The organism is Thermaerobacillus caldiproteolyticus, from assembly GCF_013761245.1.
Taxonomy (GTDB): domain Bacteria; phylum Bacillota; class Bacilli; order Bacillales; family Anoxybacillaceae; genus Thermaerobacillus; species Thermaerobacillus caldiproteolyticus.
This window is the reverse complement of sequence record NZ_JACDUT010000002.1, coordinates 351,728-367,926: the sequence shown is the minus strand read 5'-3', so window position 1 is coordinate 367,926 and position 16,199 is coordinate 351,728. Positions and strand designations below refer to the sequence as shown.

The window sequence follows — 16,199 nt, the reverse complement described above, 5'->3', positions numbered from 1 at the left end:
TAGGTTTTTCGTATTTTCCCCATAGAAAAATCCCCTCCATAGTAGACAGATTAATTGGCTTTCTTTTTTCTGTCTACTATAAGGGGATCATATCACGATCGGGGTGGCGTTTTTATTTTGCATTGGAGTGGTGAATAAAATGGACTTTCTTACTGGGGTATTAGTAGGTTGGGGATGTGCGATGATGGAGCTTGTAATTTATATATGTATGACAAAAATGTATAAAAGAACGGATTAATTTAAGTAAAAAGTAGCAGGAAAATGTCTCCTTTTGTCGAAGTAAGTAGGGCGAAAGGGGGCGTGACAAGTGAGTATTAAAATCAAAATGGATGGGTTTGATGACTTACAGAAGTTTTTTAAAAATCTTGAAAAGAAAGCAAAAGATGCGAGTGGAAAGGTAAGTTTTCCAGAGTTATTTAACCCGGATTTTATGACTGCATTTACCAAATTCAAAAGTATCGATGAATTTTTTGAAAAGAGCCCTTTCGATATTAAGAGTAAGGAAGATTTTAGGAATCTTAATGAATCTGAATTAGATAACTATGTTAAAGAGAACACTCGCTTTTCTTCTTGGAAAGAAATGATGAATGAAGCTGGTAAAAGATATATGGCGAAAAAGTTAGGTTTATAATTTGATTACCATTGGCACTCGGATAACCGAGTGCTTTTTTATTTGTGAGGTGTAAAGACAATGCCTAACGTTAAGTGCGATCACTGCGCGAATGAATTTGAAATCAATTACCAAACAAGAACTATAGAACGTGATATTCAGTTGGCTTATTTTATTTGTCCTAACTGTAAACAGGAATATCATTCGTTCTACACTAATGCAAAGATTAGAGCAAGGCAGGACAAGATAAATGAGTTATGGACTAAAGCGAGAACAACTCCGAATCAGATAAAGGTAAAACAAATCATTCGTCGCATAGATGGATTAGTCGAGCAGAACAAACAAGAAATGAATCGATTACGGGAACAATATGAAGCATCCAATTAGGGTGCTTTTTTATTTGGGGAGAACAAGAATAAAAAAAGGAGTGGGGTCTATGAAGAAAAATGAAATGAATGAACGTACGTTAGGAGCGCTTGAGAAAACAGTTTTTGCGTGCATAAGGGACATAGCAGAGCAGGAAATTCCCAAACTAGAAGGTGAAATATATCGTTTAAAAGAAACGTTGAGACACAAAGAAAATGAATTACAAGAGAAAAGGCTTGTGGTAAAAGAAGCGTGTGAGAAATATAACTTCAAATTAATTGAAGTATCTTTTGAAGAAGGTGGACCTGGTTATCGCTTAGAAGTAGGTCCACAGGAGGCGTGTAAGAATGAAAGATAAATTACTCGTAATTGAATTAGATGAGTACGGAAGTGTGCCACGTGTGTTTTATAAAGGTGAGGAAATCAAAGGTAAGGTCAGAGTATTGTTTGACTGGCATACGAAAGACGACAAACATTTTGGACTGCCTAATATTGAAATTGAGTATGGAGATTATGAAAATGGTTCACCGGTTTGTAAGGCAATTAAGCTAAGCAATCCATTTAAAGAATCTGAACGAGCCACGATTAATTATATCTGCGGCTTTGATCTATCACAAGCAAAGGACTTCACATGTTTAGGGATTCCATCAGGTTGTGGCCGGAGAACGCTTATTCAAAGATTCAAAACAAAGCTGAAGCATTTGTTTAAGCTGAATTCAAATGATTCCATATGGTGTAGAAGACGATGAATCAACAGCAATATTACGACAAATACAAACGCAATAGAGAAGCAAAGAAATTCTACAACAGTTCAGCCTAGCGTAAGTGTAGGGAGTATGTACTAAAACGGGATAACTATCTATGTCAGCGTTGCTTGAGGAAAGGAATCATTCAGGCAGCTGATGTTGTTCACCATAAAGAGCATCTCCAAGACAATCCGACGAAAGCATTGGATCCGGAAAACTTGGAGAGCTTGTGTAATGCTTGTCACAATGAGGAGCATCCAGAGAAGGGACAGAAGGCAGCAGGTAAAAAGGAGAAGCAAATAAGCAATAAAATCAGGGTGATACATTCAAAGCCGAACAATCCAGAAGTTTATTGAGATATCCCCCCTACCCCAAAAAGTGGGGACAAAGGGGCTCCAGACCGGCCGCGGCCCTTCGTTTCGAGCGCGGCCAAACTCCATATGCGAGGGGGGTACAAAACAGGGAGGGAGGCGGTGAGATGAGCATGAAGACCATTAAACCAAAGAAGATCATCAAGAATAAAGAGGCAAAGAAGCTGTTTCAAATTCTCATTCAAGAACTGGAGAAGGAGAACAATCTCAACGACCGGACACTCATGATCGTGGACAATATGGTTCTTCTGGAGCAACTGAAGCAGGAGCATATGGAGGATATCAAGCAACGCGGCGTTATGGAGCTCTTCAAAAACGGTTCACAGGAGATGTTTCGGGAAAACAAGTCGGTTGACAAGATCCTGAAGATCGTTGAACAGCAACGGAAGCTCCAAGCCGAGCTGAAATTGACGCCAGCCTCCGAGAAGAAGGTAACGGAGGTGGTGGAAGTGGATGATTTTGAAAAATTCTAATGTCATATTGACGAAGCCATCAGATAAGCTGCTAACCACTTGGTACGCTGAACAAGTGGTGAAAGGGAAGATTATTGCAAGTAAAAAAGTAAAGTTAGCTTGCAAACGGCATCTGAATGATTTAAAACGACAAGGCACGAAAGAATTCCCTTGGATATTTGACGAAGAAAAAGGTCATCGCCCGATTAAATTCATTGAAACATTTTGTCGTCCATCAAAAGGAATTTTTCAAAGCCTGGTCGCACAAGCATGGCAGCATTTTATTATTGGTTCCTTGTACGGTTGGGTCCACAAAGATACGGGTCTTCGTCGTTTTAAAGAAGGTCTTGTGTTTGTTGGGAGAAAAAACGGAAAATCAACGATGGTATCCGGATTAGCGAATTACGGGTGTTCGAAAGATGGAGAAAAAGGAGCAGACGTCTATCTTCTGGCTAACAGCATGAAACAAGCAAGAGTAATTTTCGAAGAATGCCAGAAAATGATTTGGTCGTCTCATTTATTGTCCAAACATTTCCGAGTGCTTCGAGATGCTATTCACTATGATAAGACTTTTTCTAAGATCGAACCGCAGGCATCCGATAGCGAGAAACTAGACGGTTTGAATGCTCACCTTGCTATTTTTGATGAAATTCATGAGTGCAAAGACTATAAATTGATCAACGTGATAAAAAACTCAACCGGAGCACGTAAACAACCGTTAATACTCTATATCACTACGGCTGGTTATCAACTCGACGGACCGTTAGTTGATTATTACAGCAAAGCAACAGATGTACTCGAGGGCGTCATTGAAGATGAACGCTCTTTTTATTTTATTGCAGAGGTTGATGAAGGCGATGATATTGAAGATCCGAAAAATTGGATTAAAGCGAATCCGAATATTGGAGTTACTCTCGACTTGGATACGCTTATCGAAGAGTGGAATACTCGAAAGCATATCCCAGCTGAACGTAATGATTTTATTACGAAACGACTAAATATTTTTGTACGTTCAGATGAACAGTCGTTTGTTGACTATGAAATCATCAAAAAGAACGACGGGATAATAGACATTAATGCTTTAGAAGGTCGTTCATGTGTAGGAGGATTTGACCTTTCACAAACAGAGGATTTCACAAGCTCTTGTTTAGAGTTTCCTCTTGATGACGGGCGGGTTTTTGTACTTTCTCACTCGTTCATTCCGGAGAAAAAGGTAAAACTCAATAATGAAAAGCTTCCTTTTCGAGAATGGGAGAAACAAGGATTGCTTACCATCTGTCCGGGTGATTATGTCGATTATAAACATGTGTTTGATTGGTTTGTAAAGCAATCGGAGCGATTTAATATCAACCTTATCACATTTGACCCTGCCAATGCGTTTCGGTTAGTAGAAGATCTAAAAAACTATGGATTTCTAACACAAGTTGTTCGTCAAGGAGCCATTACTTTAAGCCCAGCGATGAAAGATATTAAGGAATTGTTACTAGACGGAAAGGTTATTTACAACCAAAATCGTCTATTCCGTTGGTATCTAAATAACGTGAAGCTTATACAAGACCGGAATGGAAACTGGCTGCCGACGAAACAGAACCGTTACCGTAAAATAGATGGATTTATTGCGTTTCTAAATGCTCACACAGAAGTCATGAAGAGAATGACTGCGCCTAAAGGAGATGGAAATATCAGTGTTCTATCGCTAAGTGACTTGCTCAAATAAAACAGGAAAGGTGGTGATAAATTGAAATGGTACAGCCGATTAAAATTTGCAGTTAAGTCAGCCGTAACAGCATGGAAAAATTACACATCTTCATCTGACTTTTCTCGTTGGTTTGGCCGTACATTTTGGGGTATCGATAATTCAACTTTGGCTACCAATGAGACGATTTTCAGTGTAATTACCCGGTTGTCGAACAGTCTGGCTGCATTGCCGTTAAAGCTGTATAAAAATTACGATTTAGCCACCAACCAGGCAGCGGATGTTCTGATCAACTCGCCCAATCCGAATATGACATCGTTTGAATTTATTCGGCTATTAGAAACCATAAGGAATCAAACCGGAAACTCTTATGCCCTAATTGAACGTGATATCCGTGGACAGGTAGCGCGAATTACACCATTAGACCCGGCCTATGTGGAACCTGTCATCGAAACGGAAAGCGGCGAATTATGGTATCAAGTGGTTGGAAACAACGGTACGTACTACTTTCATAACCTTGATATGCTACATTTCAAGCATATTGTCGGGGCTGGCGGACTAAAAGGGATTAATCCATTGAAAGTGTTGACAAACACAACCGATTTTGACAAAGCGGTTCGTGAGTTCAGCTTGAAGGAGATGCAAGGGGCTCCTCATTCGTTTATTTTAAAGTATCAGGCTAATGTGGATACCGAAAAACGAAAACAAATAATTGAAGATTTTAAGCGTTTTTATCAGGATAATGGCGGGATTTTGTTTCAAGAACCGGGTGTAGAAATCGATCCGATTGAAAGAAAGTTTATTGCAGCTGATATTTTTACGTCAGAGCGAATTACCCGTTCCCGGGTAGCAAATGTGTTTAACGTTCCAGTTCACATGCTGAATGACAGTGAAGGACAAAGCTACTCCAGCATGGAACAGATGATGAGAGAGTTTGTTCAGCTTACATTAATGCCCATTGTCCGCCAATATGAGCAAGAATTTAATAGAAAATTGCTTACACCAGCCGAAAGACAGGCTGGTTTTTACTTTAAATTCAACGTAAATGCCTTGTTACGAGGTGATACAGCTGCACAATCCGATTACTACACCAAGGCGATTCGTTCTGGTTGGATGAAACCAAACGAGGTGCGACAGCTTGAGGATTTACCGCCAGAACCAGAAGGTGACAAATTATGGATTAGTGGTGATTTGTATCCGATGAGTATGGATCCAAGGCAAAGAAAATCTTCTTCATCATCGAAAGGAGGTGTGGGAGGTGGGCAAGATTGATTGTTTTGATTTGACGAAAGTTAAAGGAGCGCTCGATGATAACCCTGAATCTGATATATTCATCATTTCAGGAAATTTAAAAAGCGCGAAGCTTTACGAGGAACGTATTAGAGAACATGTGAAGACGAAAAGGCGTATTAGAACAATATCTAACAGCGTATATAGCATGGATGGTTTAAATTTTATTGATTCAATCGTTTTTCTATGTGGTTATTGGTGGCAAAATAAGAATGCAATCACTTTTATAAAACATTTTAGTAAGCTTCCAAGACTAGTAATTCCAATAACTAATATACCGTCAATGAAAGGTGGTGATGAATAAAATGGGAACGGTACAAAAAAATAAATACTGGGAAATAAAGATGTCTGCTGATAGTGATAATTCAGCGGACATTTTTATTTATGGTAATATTGTTAGCTATCAATGGGATGAAACAGATACTTCTGCTGCTAGCTTCAAAAAAGAATTAGATGCAGTGGGTGACGTTGATACCATTAATCTTTATATTAACTCGCCTGGAGGCAGCGTATTTGAAGGGATTGCCATCCATAACATGTTAAAAAGACATAAAGCAAAAATAAATGTCTACGTGGATGCTTTGGCTGCGTCTATCGCAAGTGTCATCGCTATGGCTGGTGACACTATTTATATGTACAAAAATTCAATGCTTATGATCCATAATCCATGGACTTTTACATGGGGAAATGCTGCTGAATTGAGGAAAGTAGCCGATGATTTGGATAGAATCGGCCAATCCGTCAAGCAAACATACCTGCAAAAAGCGGGCGACAAGCTGAATGACGAGAAGCTTCAAGAGATGCTTGATGCTGAAACGTGGCTTTCAGCTGACGAGGCATATGAATATGGTTTGTGCGACGTCGTTCTCGAAGCGAGCCAGGCGGTCGCGTCGATCAGCGATGAATGGTTCAACAGGTACAAAAACGTACCAAAACAGCTGAAAAATCAGGAAAAAAACCAACAAAAAACGGTCATGTCAGCCGAAGAAATGGCAAAAAGACGGCAAATTGCGGAAGAATCAAAGGCAAATTTAGCTTATATCAACACTATTTTAGGAGGAATGATGAGATGAAAACACTTTACGAATTGAAACAAAATCTGGCTACGATTGGCCAACAGCTTCAAAAGGTTGAAAATCAGTTAGCAGAAAAAGCGATTGATCCGAATGCCACAATGGAAGAAATTCAAGCGTTGCAAAAGTCTCGTGACGATTTAAGTCTCGTGACGATTTAAAAATGCGTTTCGATGTCATTAAACAGCAACATGACGCATTAGAAGCAGAGCAAAAAGCAAAATTTGAAGCGAAAAATGATCTAAATTCCGCAGACGATCCAAAAGAACGTATCATTAAAGCAAAAGCTGAATTGATTCGTGCTACGATGCAGGGAAAACCAGTTCCTGCTGATGTTCTCGCAGCTCTTGGTGATCGTAACTCTACCGGCGGTGAAAAATTCTTGCCAAAAACTCTTTCTACAGAAATCTTAACAGAACCATTTGTGAAAAATCCGTTGCGTGAACTTTCAACTGTAACGCAGATTACGAACCTGGAAATTCCGAAATTAGATTTTTCTTTAGATGATGACAACTTCATTAATGATACTGAAACAGCAAAAGAATTAGAACAAACAGGCGATGTTGTCACATTCGGACGCTATAAATTCAAGGTTTTTGCTGGAATTTCGGAGACTGTTATCCATGGTTCTGATGCAAATCTTGTGACGTATGTAGAGCGTGCGCTTCAATCCGGTGTGGCTGCGAAAGAGAAAAAAGTCGCGTTTGCGACAACTCCGAAAGCTGGAGAAGAGCACATGTCTTTCTATGCTTCCGGCATCAAGGAAATAACTGGAGAAAATTTATACAAGGCTATTAAGAACGCAATTGCCGATTTACATGAAGACTATCGTGAAAATGCCAAAATTGTGATGCGCTATCAAGACTATTCTGATATTATCGAAACTCTTGCTAATGGAAATGCAACGCTGTATACGGCACAACCGGAACAAATTTTAGGAAAACCAGTGGTATTCTGTGATTCTGCCGTTTATCCAATCGTTGGTGATTTTTCTTATTCTCACTTCAACTATGATTTAACGGCGCTATATGAACGCGATAAAGATGTAAAAACGGGTATCGAACAATTCGTGGTAACAGCTTGGTTTGATCATCAAATCAAGCTAAAATCGGCTTTCCGAATCGCGAAAGTGGCGCCTCAAGCTTAATAGATTGAGGGGGAAACAATGTCAAACCTTTCGTTAATGGAGTTTGTGAAGCAATATGCGCGTATTGATGAGAGTGAGGACGAATCGTACCTCACTCTTCTTATTGACGCTGCTAAAGTTGAATTGCAGAGTTCTGGCGTACCAGAAATAGAAGAGGGAAATTCTCTTTATCCTCTCTATCAGAAAGCAGTAGCTATCCAAGTTCTATTGGATTACGACAAGTACGACAAGTCTATGAATATCGATGCATTAAAACGATCATTAACAACAATTATTCTCAAATTAAAAGCCTACGGAGGTGATACATCATGAAACAGTACCCGGTCATAAATGATTTTATCGATAAGTTTACAAAAGAGTATTATCCGAAAGGTTCGATGTATTTCACGAATGATGCAGAGCGCGCAGAAGAATTGCAGCAAAAAGGATTTCTTGGCGATGAGATAAAACAGACTACAACTAAAAAAGGTAAGGGTAAGAATGTCGATGACGGTCGGGAAACTGAATAAACGCATCACTTTCCAAAGAAAAACCAAGGTTCAAGACAACGAAGGCAACTGGGTTGAAGGATATGAGGATGCATTCACGGTGTGGGGAGCGATTGAAGGGGTCAGCAGCATGAGAAATCCAGAAGTTACGATCGCAGGAGCTCTTGGCATCCGAGCCCCTAGGAAGATCACCATTCGAGAAAATAAGCAGTTGAGGCATGATATGCGAGCTATATGCGATGGCCGTATTTTTAACGTCCTGGACTTTAATTATGCGAAAAATTCAAAGTCATACATTGAAATAATATGCGATGAGGTTGGTATCAATGGCTAACTTTGAATTTGATGGAATAGATGAATTGGAGCAGTTTTTTGAGAAACTTGCTGGTGACATAGACAAGGTGGATAACCAAGCTTTGAAAGTGGGCGGAGAAATCATCGCTAAGTATCAGCGTGAGAACGTCAATCGTAGCGGCAAGGACCAACCTCATATCCAAGACAATATCACCGTTTCCAGACCAAAAGAAACCGATGAAGGAAAATTTGTAGAAGTTGGACCTAATAAAAAGGTTGATTGGAGAGCGAAATTTTTGGAATACGGTACGTCCAAAATGCCTCCGTATCCCTTCATAGAGAAGGGCGCTGATGAAGGTGAAGCAGAGGCTTTGGATGCAATGGAAAAGGTGTATATGGATATGATTGATAAGGCTTAAAGGGGGTATCCCCATGAGTTTTGACGCAAAATCAGAATTATTAGCGGGTCTAAAGGCGAATCAAGCCTTAGTTTCACTTTGCACAGGAGGATTCCACAATCGAAAAGCGAAAGATGTCAACGCTTTTCCAAGGATCGTGTATACAGAAATCAATAATGCTGACGATTCGTTTGCAGATAACCAAGCAATCACGTCAGAAGTACGATTTCAGATCAGTATTTTTACAAACGAATCAACCGTCTCAAAAGAAACGCCGATTGCAAAAGAAGTCGATAAGGTGATGAAGTCTTTAGGGTATTCGAGATACAGTTCAGTCGATCTGTATGAAGAAGATGTAAGTGTGTACCATAAAGCGATGCGATACCAAAAAATTTTTAGATAGGAGTGTTGAACATGGGTAAAATCATTAGCGGTCTTGATATGTTTCATATCACTGAATTAATCAGAGATGATTCGACTGGGGTTCAATATGCGACTCCGGAAGCCGTACCAGGTGCGGTGAGTATCAAAGTAGATCCAAAGACTGAAAGTGAAACTGTGTATGCCGACAACAGTGCTTACGCGGTATTAAATACTATCGGGGATATCGATGTGGAGATGGAAGCAACAGATCTTCCACTTGACATTCTGCAGAAGCTCTTTGGTCATACAGTCGAGAACGGTGTTCAGTTCGCCAGCATTCATGATGAAACGATGGAGTTAGCTCTTGGGTTCCGAGCGAAAGTATCAACCGGTGGATATCGCTATTACTGGCTTTTAAAAGGAAAACCAGAGCTACTACCGATTGAGGGTAAAACGGAAGAAGGAAAACCGGCTCCACAAACGGCAAAATTGAAGTTGAAATTTATGTCTTTGCAATACAATGGGCGCTGGAAAGCACAAGCAGAAGATGGAACCGAATTCACGCAAGGTAATAAATGGTTTGATCAAGTGGTGTATGAAGGCGCTGTATTAAATCAAGGAGCGTAAGAGGGAGATGTTTTCATCTCTCTCTTTTTTAATTTTTAAATTCGAAGGAGGATGAAACAAATGAAATCATTATCCATCACTTTAAAGCTAGACGGAAAAGACAAACGTTTTGTAACGCCAGCCTTTATCTCCGGGAAACTGTTTAGACAAGCATCTGAAATTGCAGAAGAAATTGAATCCGCCGATAACAAAAAATTTGATCTCGACAAATACCTTCAATTTGTTTGCGATGTTTTCGGCAATAAATTTGATGTAAATCAGCTGGAAGAAGGTCTGGATGCGAGAATGATCATTAAAACAATCTTTGCGGTCGTGAACTATGTCATTGGCAACATTGAACAAGCTAGTGCGCTGTTAGTACAAGATGAAGAAAGTAAAGAAGTAAAAAACTAACTTTGCGTGAAGCCGTTCTCGACATGTATAACGCATTGTTGGAGATCGGCTTCACACAAAATCAAATCGATAACATGGATATTGTCTATCATTTGCAACTTTTAGCGCGCAGAAAACAGGAAGTGAAAAAAGATGAAGTGGTTTACATCGATCAAGTGCTTGGCTAGGGGAGGTGAGACGGGATGGCAAAAGACATACGAGTGAGGCTGTATTCGAACTCTAAAGAATTCAACAGCGAGATGAACGCTCTCGCCAAGCAGATGAGAATAGTGAAATCCGAATTTGAGGCAACTCGGACGAGTGTGGGAGTTTGGGGTGATGCTCTCAAACAGTCGGAAGCTAAAATTCAGTATTTAACGAAACAAATTGAACTCCAAAAGCAAAAAGTCGATCAGTTAAAAAAGGCATACGAAGACGCAGCTACAAAAAAAGGACAGGACGCCACTGAAACTCAAAATTTAGCAAGACGGTTAAACTATGCTACCGCCGAGCTAAACAAAATGCAAAACGAACTAACGCAGACCAATCAAAAGCTCAATCAGTTCAAAGAAAACCAGAGCATCAACCAGTTCGAGAACGACATAAAATCCCTGTCTTTAGCTATGCAGAAGGTTGATGCAGAGTTTAAAGTGGCGTCCAGTGCTGCTGAAAATTTCGGAAACGAATTGAAGCAAGCTGGGTTGCAAATTCAGTCTCTCAATCAAAAGATTGAGTTGCAACAACAAGTAGTGAGCCGGCTGGAAGATGAATATAGAAGAGTTGCACAAGCCAAAGGACAAGACGCCAATGAAACAAAGCAACTGGCTATTCGATTAGATGAGGCGAAAGCTGAGCTGAATGCTCTACAGAATGAGCTCACGCAGACTACTCAAAAACTCAACCAGATGGAAAAGGAAGTGGCCAAACAACGCACTGTTTGGGGAAAATTCACTTCTAACATGGATACCATTGGCAACAAAATGCAACATATTGGCGGTTCTGTTGCTATTACTGCTGGCGCCGGCTTTGCAACCTTGTCGTATGCCATGAAAGATGCTGTTTCTGTTGGAATGGAATTTGGCAAGCAGGTGAGCCGAGTAGGGGCGGTCAGTGATGCTACTGCGGAACAGATTCAGCAGTTGAAGGACCAAGCTTTAGATCTTGGGGCCAAAACAACCAAATCAGCTACCGAAGTGGCACAAGCTCAAGAACAATTAGCAGTATCTGGTTTCAAAGTCAATGAAATCATCGCTGCCATGCCTGGTGTAATTGCTACAGCCGAGGCAAGCGGCGAAGATATGGCCACTGTTTCTGAAATTATGGCCGCCGCCATTCGTGGATTTGGTCTAGAAGCTTCCAAGTCAGCTCATATTGCTGATGTGTTTGCGATGGCCGCAAATCGTTCGAATGCATCCATTTTAGACATGGGTTATTCCTTTAAATATGCTGCGCCTATTGCGAAACGGTTAGGAATGTCTGTCGAAGAATTGGCCGCAGCAACCGCGGTTATGCGAGATCGTGGGATGGCAGCTGAACAGATTGGCACCACGCTTCGCATGGGCTTAACAAGATTAATTGCCCCAACTAAAGAAGGCAGTGAGGTCATGCAAAAATTGGGCATCAACATAAAAGATGCTCACGGCAACATGCTGTCTTTAGACCGAGTAATTAGGGTACTAAGGGATTCTACAAAAAAACTCACTCAAGAACAGAAAATGAATGCTTTCCAAACCATATTTGGTACGGAAGCAATGACGGGATTCTTAAACTTGGTTGATGCAGGGCCACAACAAATCGCAGAGTTAACACAAGCCTTACGGGAATCTGACGGGGCCTCACAAAAAGCGGCAAGCGCGATAAAAGATAACTTAGCTGGTGCTGTAGAAAATATGAATGGTGCTCTTGAAACGGCTAAAATCAAATTGACAGATGCCCTCACACCAGCACTTGAAGGGGCAGCTAACTCTGTTACCCGACTTCTCGAAAAATGGAACTCTCTTGATTCCGATACCCAACAGATTATCGCGAAAACAGGGGCACTCAGTGTGGCCATTATGGGAGTTGTTGGAGTCGTTGGAACCTTGACTGCAGCTGTTGGGGCACTGATGGCGTTTTCCGGTCCAATCGGTCTTGCTATTGTAGGCGTGACAGCTGCGCTTGGAACTTTAGGGCTTGGACTTTTTGCTGCACATGAAAAGACGGAACAGTTGCGGAAGAAACAAGAAGAGGCCGAAAGACAGGCTATTCGTTATGGAGAGGGCTTGAGCGCCGGAACAAAAAAAGCTGTTCAAAGCTACACCGATCTATACGAGGGCGCAAAGCTCAAAATGATTGAACTGCAAACGATGTCCGGCGAGAAAGCGAGAGCAACTTCAAAAGAGGTTGTTGACGCATTCTCAAAAATGGCGGATCAAGTCATTGCGGCTCTGCAAACGCAAAAAGAAAAACTCGTTAATGCGGTCAATGATGTTTACGGAATCGCTGGCGATGCAGGGAAAAAGAAAGCACAGGAAATGACGAATGAGATCATTAAAAGTTTTGATAAAGACATCGCTGCATACAAAAAGGCACTAGACACCCTAAAAGAGGCTCACGAGAAATACAATAATGATCTTTCCAAAATGCCAGCTGAATTTGCGGCGAAATATCAGGAAGCGCTCAAAGTGATGGAGGGCGGAGCCAGAGAATTCGCACAGTCACAAAACGAGCTCCAAGCAATTCAAAAATCTATCATAGATAAGCAAGGAAAGATTCTTTTTGATGAGGCAGAAGGTTATGTAAAACGTATCAATGAAACTTATAAGAAATCTGTTGAAGCAGCTAACAAGTGGTATTCCGAGAAACAAAAGGTCTTTGAACAAGCTTTGGCACAAGGAAGAATATCACAGCAACAATACGATCAGCTGATGCTTGGAGTAGAGTCCCGTACAAATGAGATGTTAGCAAAAGCGGCTCAAGAACGTGAACAGGCGTTGGCCAGCCTTGCTTCTCATCTTGATCAGCGCGGCAAGATCATCGACATTGCAACCGGGAAAATCTTCGAACGGCAAAAGAAATTTTTAACGGACATGAACGGTTTTATCGTTCAAGTAGAAGAGTCAGATAAAGAATATATCGAACGTTGGAAAGCTCATACTGAAGAAGTTCTCAAGAAGATGTCCGATTTCTCCGAAAAAACCAAAGGACAGTACCAAAAAGATTTACAAGCCTTTTTAGAGGCAATGGGCGTGCAGAAAGAACAAGCCCAAAAGACAGCTTCTGAAATAGTCAACAAAACGTTGGCAGAAATGAAAAAAGGCAACAAAGAAGCAGAAAAAGCAGGTAAAGATAAAGGAGAATCACACAAAAAAGGCGTAGAAAGCACAGTTGCCGACAATAAAAAATCTGGTGAGAAAGTTTCAAAGGGCACTGATGAAGGTTTATCGAAAAACAAACCAGATGCGCAGAAACACGGTAAGGATAAGGGCGACAATCACAAGAAAGGAGTAGAAAGCACAGCTGGTGCAAATAAAGTTGCAGGAGCAAATGTATCTAAATCGACTGATGAAGGATTGGCACAAGGCAAAGGCGATGCTCAAAAACATGGTACAGATAAAGGAACAAAACATGGACAAGGCTTGAAATCAACAGAAGGTAGTAATAGATCTATTGCAAAAACCTTAAGCTCACTTGTTTCAAGCATACTGGGAAGTACGACAGACGGCGGTGGCGGAAAGAAAGCAGGATCGACTTTTGCAAGTGGTTTGTCTTCACAAAGGGGAAATGCTCAATCCGCCGGTAGCAGTGTGTCAAGTGCAGCGGAAAAGGGGCTCAAGAGCCATGATGGAAGAGATGCTGGTGAGGGATTTGTCTCCGGATTTATAAATGCGATCTTATCAAAAAATGGAAGTGTCTGGAGTGCAGCATGGAATCTCGGTAAAGCTGCGCTTTCTGCGTTGAAAAAAGCCATCGATTCGCATTCGCCATCAAAAGAAACTGAGAAAGAAGGAAAGAACTATACGGATGGTTTTGCAATTGGAATCACAAAGAATACTAAAACGGCTACAAGCGCTGCGAAAAAGATGGCGGATACAGTAAAAAAAGAGTTCAATGAGTCTTTTGAAAAAGCGCAGACGAATTTCAAACTCGGAAAAATCAGTTCTTCTCAGTACATTACAGAGCTTCGAAGAATCCAGAAGGAATACGCTAAGTTTCCAGAGCAAGTAAGGAAAGTACAGTTGGAGATTAAGAAAGTCCAAGATCAGCGAGCAAAGGAACAAGCGGCTATCACTAAAAAACAATTCGAGGATGCTAAGGATAAGCGCGATCTCGGTCTGCTGTCTCTAGATCAGGAATTGAAGATGTGGCAAGCTCTTGCGAAAAAGTACAAAGAAGGATCTAAAGAGCGGATTGAAATAGAAAAAGAGATTGTCCGTGTGAAAAATGAACTTCTCAAGCAACAATTTGAGAAAGAAAAGGCTTATGTTGAGAAGCGAAAATACTACAACGACCTTTCTCTCAAAGAAGAGCTTGCACTCTATGAAAACTACATTCAAAAATACAAAAAAGGCTCTGAGGAACGAGAATATTATGAACGGGAAATTTACCGTGTAAAAAAAGAGATTCACGACAAATTGACGGCGCTAAACAATGAATACGCTCAAAAGGTCAAAGAAATTAACGAGCGATTGTATCAAGATGAAATAAAAGCCAAGGAAGAATATGAGCGGAAAGTAAAAGAAATCAACGACCGTCTTGCAGAAGAAGAGCGAAAACTGACAGAGGAATACACGAAAGCAATTGAAGACCGCACGAAATCCCTGTATAGCTTTGCAGGGCTTTTTGATGAATTTAAACGAAAAATCGGCGTGAGCGGCCAAGGATTGCTCAAAAATCTCTCCAATCAAGTCAATGCGTTCAAAGATTGGCAATCCAATATTTCTGTTCTTGCAGCGCGCGGGATTGATGAAGGACTTCTTCAAGAGCTCCGGGATATGGGTCCGAGAGCTGTCGACGAAATTTCAGCATTGAATTCTCTTTCTGATGAAGAATTGCAACAATACGTTCAGTTATGGCGTGAGAAAAATGCGTTGGCAAAAGCGCAAGCGGTCAACGAACTCGAGGGAATGCGCCAACAGACACAGTTGAAGATTCAACAGTTACGCTATACTGCAAGTATTGAGCTTGAGCAAGTGAAGATTGAATACACAAACAAAATTGCTGAGCTACGCGCACAGGCGAATGCCGAGTTGGAGCAACACAAAAATGAGTGGATAACGAAAGTGAAGGAAATCACGGAAGGAACCAAAACCGAACTCAACCTCATGGTAGCAAGCATGGCTGAAATCGGAAAAAATTTGATGCAAGGCTTGATTCAGGGTTTGAACTCTATGATTGGACCTCTACAGCAAAAGGCAAAGGAAATCGCCAATATCGTCGAAAGTACGATGAAAACCACGCTCAAAATTAAGTCGCCTTCACAAAGAATGAAAGACGAAGTAGGGCGTTGGATTCCTGCTGGTATCATAGAAGGTATGGAAGAAAATATTGGAAGCGTCATGGCAACTGCAAAGCAATTGGCGCTTGCTGCTATACCGGATGTTTCGTCTATTTCGGACGGACTCGCGGACAGAATAAACAAAATGGCATTCACTATAAGTAGTGCGGCCAATGAAATACGGATGAACAGCGATGTGTTGGTTGTAAAAAATCAAATTGAATCGCCGAATTTAGAAAATAAATTAGATAGACTTTTATTACTTTTGGAAAAATCATTGCTAAATATAAACGCCCAAAGACCTTCTGTTAATCAATATTTAACGATTAACAGTCCGAAACCATTATCACCTTCGGAAACAGCAAGAAAACATCTTCAAGTAAGCCGTCAGTTAGCGATGGAATTGGGGTGGTGACATGCAATGTATCAT

Annotated in this window: 18 protein-coding genes and 2 pseudogenes; all 20 read left to right on the top strand. The window is 40.9% G+C overall.

Going from position 1 to position 16,199, the window contains the following annotated elements; translation table 11 throughout:
* Positions 1–307: 307 nt before the first annotated feature.
* The 20 genes and pseudogenes from HNR31_RS05390 to HNR31_RS05295 all read left to right on the top strand — a co-directional run bounded on the left by HNR31_RS05390 (position 308) and on the right by HNR31_RS05295 (position 16,184).
* Positions 308–631, top strand: a complete 324-nt coding sequence (locus HNR31_RS05390; protein WP_181555233.1) for a hypothetical protein — start codon at positions 308–310, stop codon at positions 629–631.
* Positions 632–691: 60 nt separating this feature from the next.
* Positions 692–997 (top strand): hypothetical protein, encoded by a 306-nt coding sequence (locus tag HNR31_RS05385; protein WP_181555232.1) that lies wholly within the window; start codon positions 692–694, stop codon positions 995–997.
* Positions 998–1,046: 49 nt separating this feature from the next.
* Positions 1,047–1,334 carry a hypothetical protein gene (locus HNR31_RS05380; RefSeq protein ID WP_181555231.1) on the top strand — a complete coding sequence of 96 codons (288 nt, stop codon included), beginning with the start codon at positions 1,047–1,049 and terminating at the stop codon, positions 1,332–1,334.
* On the top strand, positions 1,324–1,725 hold the full coding sequence (locus tag HNR31_RS05375) for a hypothetical protein (protein ID WP_181555230.1): 402 nt from the start codon (positions 1,324–1,326) through the stop codon (positions 1,723–1,725). The genes HNR31_RS05380 and HNR31_RS05375 overlap by 11 nt, the downstream gene beginning before the upstream one ends.
* Positions 1,722–2,078 (top strand): annotated as a pseudogene (locus tag HNR31_RS05370) (HNH endonuclease). Before HNR31_RS05375 ends, HNR31_RS05370 begins: the two are co-directional and overlap by 4 nt.
* 122 nt (positions 2,079–2,200) lie before the next feature.
* A complete protein-coding gene (locus tag HNR31_RS05365; protein ID WP_011230031.1) occupies positions 2,201–2,566 on the top strand; it encodes a P27 family phage terminase small subunit in 366 nt (121 codons plus the stop codon).
* Positions 2,547–4,262, top strand: a complete 1,716-nt coding sequence (locus HNR31_RS05360) for a terminase large subunit (RefSeq protein ID WP_181555229.1) — start codon at positions 2,547–2,549, stop codon at positions 4,260–4,262. The genes HNR31_RS05365 and HNR31_RS05360 overlap by 20 nt, the downstream gene beginning before the upstream one ends.
* Before the next feature lie 21 nt (positions 4,263–4,283).
* Complete coding sequence (locus HNR31_RS05355) at positions 4,284–5,513, top strand: phage portal protein (RefSeq protein WP_181555228.1); 1,230 nt, start codon at positions 4,284–4,286, stop codon at positions 5,511–5,513.
* Complete coding sequence (locus HNR31_RS05350; RefSeq protein ID WP_181555227.1) at positions 5,500–5,835, top strand: hypothetical protein; 336 nt, start codon at positions 5,500–5,502, stop codon at positions 5,833–5,835. The genes HNR31_RS05355 and HNR31_RS05350 overlap by 14 nt, the downstream gene beginning before the upstream one ends.
* A gap of 1 nt (position 5,836) precedes the next feature.
* Positions 5,837–6,604, top strand: coding sequence for a head maturation protease, ClpP-related (locus HNR31_RS05345; protein ID WP_181555226.1), 768 nt, complete (start codon positions 5,837–5,839; stop codon positions 6,602–6,604).
* Positions 6,601–7,751: pseudogene (locus tag HNR31_RS05340) on the top strand (phage major capsid protein). The gene HNR31_RS05345 and the pseudogene HNR31_RS05340 overlap by 4 nt, the downstream one beginning before the upstream one ends.
* 18 nt (positions 7,752–7,769) lie before the next feature.
* Entirely contained in the window at positions 7,770–8,063 is a 294-nt protein-coding gene (locus HNR31_RS05335; protein WP_181555225.1) for a head-tail connector protein, read from the top strand.
* Positions 8,060–8,260 (top strand): hypothetical protein, encoded by a 201-nt coding sequence (locus HNR31_RS05330; protein ID WP_181555224.1) that lies wholly within the window; start codon positions 8,060–8,062, stop codon positions 8,258–8,260. The genes HNR31_RS05335 and HNR31_RS05330 overlap by 4 nt, the downstream gene beginning before the upstream one ends.
* A complete protein-coding gene (locus HNR31_RS05325) occupies positions 8,238–8,573 on the top strand; it encodes a phage head closure protein (protein WP_258561014.1) in 336 nt (111 codons plus the stop codon). The genes HNR31_RS05330 and HNR31_RS05325 overlap by 23 nt, the downstream gene beginning before the upstream one ends.
* Positions 8,566–8,952: an HK97-gp10 family putative phage morphogenesis protein gene (locus HNR31_RS05320; RefSeq protein WP_181555222.1), complete on the top strand. Its 387-nt coding sequence runs from the start codon at positions 8,566–8,568 to the stop codon at positions 8,950–8,952. The genes HNR31_RS05325 and HNR31_RS05320 overlap by 8 nt, the downstream gene beginning before the upstream one ends.
* 13 nt (positions 8,953–8,965) lie before the next feature.
* A complete protein-coding gene (gp17, locus tag HNR31_RS05315) occupies positions 8,966–9,334 on the top strand; it encodes a tail completion protein gp17 (protein WP_181555221.1) in 369 nt (122 codons plus the stop codon).
* A gap of 11 nt (positions 9,335–9,345) precedes the next feature.
* Positions 9,346–9,921 carry a major tail protein gene (locus HNR31_RS05310; protein ID WP_181555220.1) on the top strand — a complete coding sequence of 192 codons (576 nt, stop codon included), beginning with the start codon at positions 9,346–9,348 and terminating at the stop codon, positions 9,919–9,921.
* Between the two features lie 60 nt (positions 9,922–9,981).
* Positions 9,982–10,314 carry a phage tail assembly chaperone G gene (gene gpG, locus HNR31_RS05305; protein ID WP_181555219.1) on the top strand — a complete coding sequence of 111 codons (333 nt, stop codon included), beginning with the start codon at positions 9,982–9,984 and terminating at the stop codon, positions 10,312–10,314.
* A gap of 23 nt (positions 10,315–10,337) precedes the next feature.
* The gene (locus HNR31_RS05300; protein ID WP_181555252.1) at positions 10,338–10,481 is read left to right on the top strand and encodes a hypothetical protein; all 144 of its coding nucleotides are present in this window, start codon (positions 10,338–10,340) and stop codon (positions 10,479–10,481) included.
* A 15-nt stretch (positions 10,482–10,496) separates the two neighbouring features.
* Positions 10,497–16,184, top strand: coding sequence for a phage tail tape measure protein (locus tag HNR31_RS05295; protein ID WP_181555218.1), 5,688 nt, complete (start codon positions 10,497–10,499; stop codon positions 16,182–16,184).
* Positions 16,185–16,199: the final 15 nt, after the last annotated feature.

Excerpts from the sequence above, each read along its gene's own strand:
- HNR31_RS05385 (WP_181555232.1), top strand. The coding sequence starts at position 692 with ATGCCTAACGTTAAGTGCGATCACTGCGCGAATGAATTTGAAATCAAT.
- HNR31_RS05380 (WP_181555231.1), top strand. The coding sequence starts at position 1,047 with ATGAAGAAAAATGAAATGAATGAACGTACGTTAGGAGCGCTTGAGAAA.
- HNR31_RS05375 (WP_181555230.1), top strand. The coding sequence starts at position 1,324 with ATGAAAGATAAATTACTCGTAATTGAATTAGATGAGTACGGAAGTGTG.
- HNR31_RS05365 (WP_011230031.1), top strand. The coding sequence starts at position 2,201 with ATGAGCATGAAGACCATTAAACCAAAGAAGATCATCAAGAATAAAGAG.
- HNR31_RS05360 (WP_181555229.1), top strand. The coding sequence starts at position 2,547 with ATGATTTTGAAAAATTCTAATGTCATATTGACGAAGCCATCAGATAAG.
- HNR31_RS05345 (WP_181555226.1), top strand. The coding sequence starts at position 5,837 with ATGGGAACGGTACAAAAAAATAAATACTGGGAAATAAAGATGTCTGCT.
- HNR31_RS05335 (WP_181555225.1), top strand. The coding sequence starts at position 7,770 with ATGTCAAACCTTTCGTTAATGGAGTTTGTGAAGCAATATGCGCGTATT.
- HNR31_RS05330 (WP_181555224.1), top strand. The coding sequence starts at position 8,060 with ATGAAACAGTACCCGGTCATAAATGATTTTATCGATAAGTTTACAAAA.
- HNR31_RS05325 (WP_258561014.1), top strand. The coding sequence starts at position 8,238 with ATGACGGTCGGGAAACTGAATAAACGCATCACTTTCCAAAGAAAAACC.
- HNR31_RS05320 (WP_181555222.1), top strand. The coding sequence starts at position 8,566 with ATGGCTAACTTTGAATTTGATGGAATAGATGAATTGGAGCAGTTTTTT.
- gp17 (WP_181555221.1), top strand. The coding sequence starts at position 8,966 with ATGAGTTTTGACGCAAAATCAGAATTATTAGCGGGTCTAAAGGCGAAT.
- HNR31_RS05310 (WP_181555220.1), top strand. The coding sequence starts at position 9,346 with ATGGGTAAAATCATTAGCGGTCTTGATATGTTTCATATCACTGAATTA.
- gpG (WP_181555219.1), top strand. The coding sequence starts at position 9,982 with ATGAAATCATTATCCATCACTTTAAAGCTAGACGGAAAAGACAAACGT.
- HNR31_RS05300 (WP_181555252.1), top strand. The coding sequence starts at position 10,338 with ATGTATAACGCATTGTTGGAGATCGGCTTCACACAAAATCAAATCGAT.
- HNR31_RS05295 (WP_181555218.1), top strand. The coding sequence starts at position 10,497 with ATGGCAAAAGACATACGAGTGAGGCTGTATTCGAACTCTAAAGAATTC.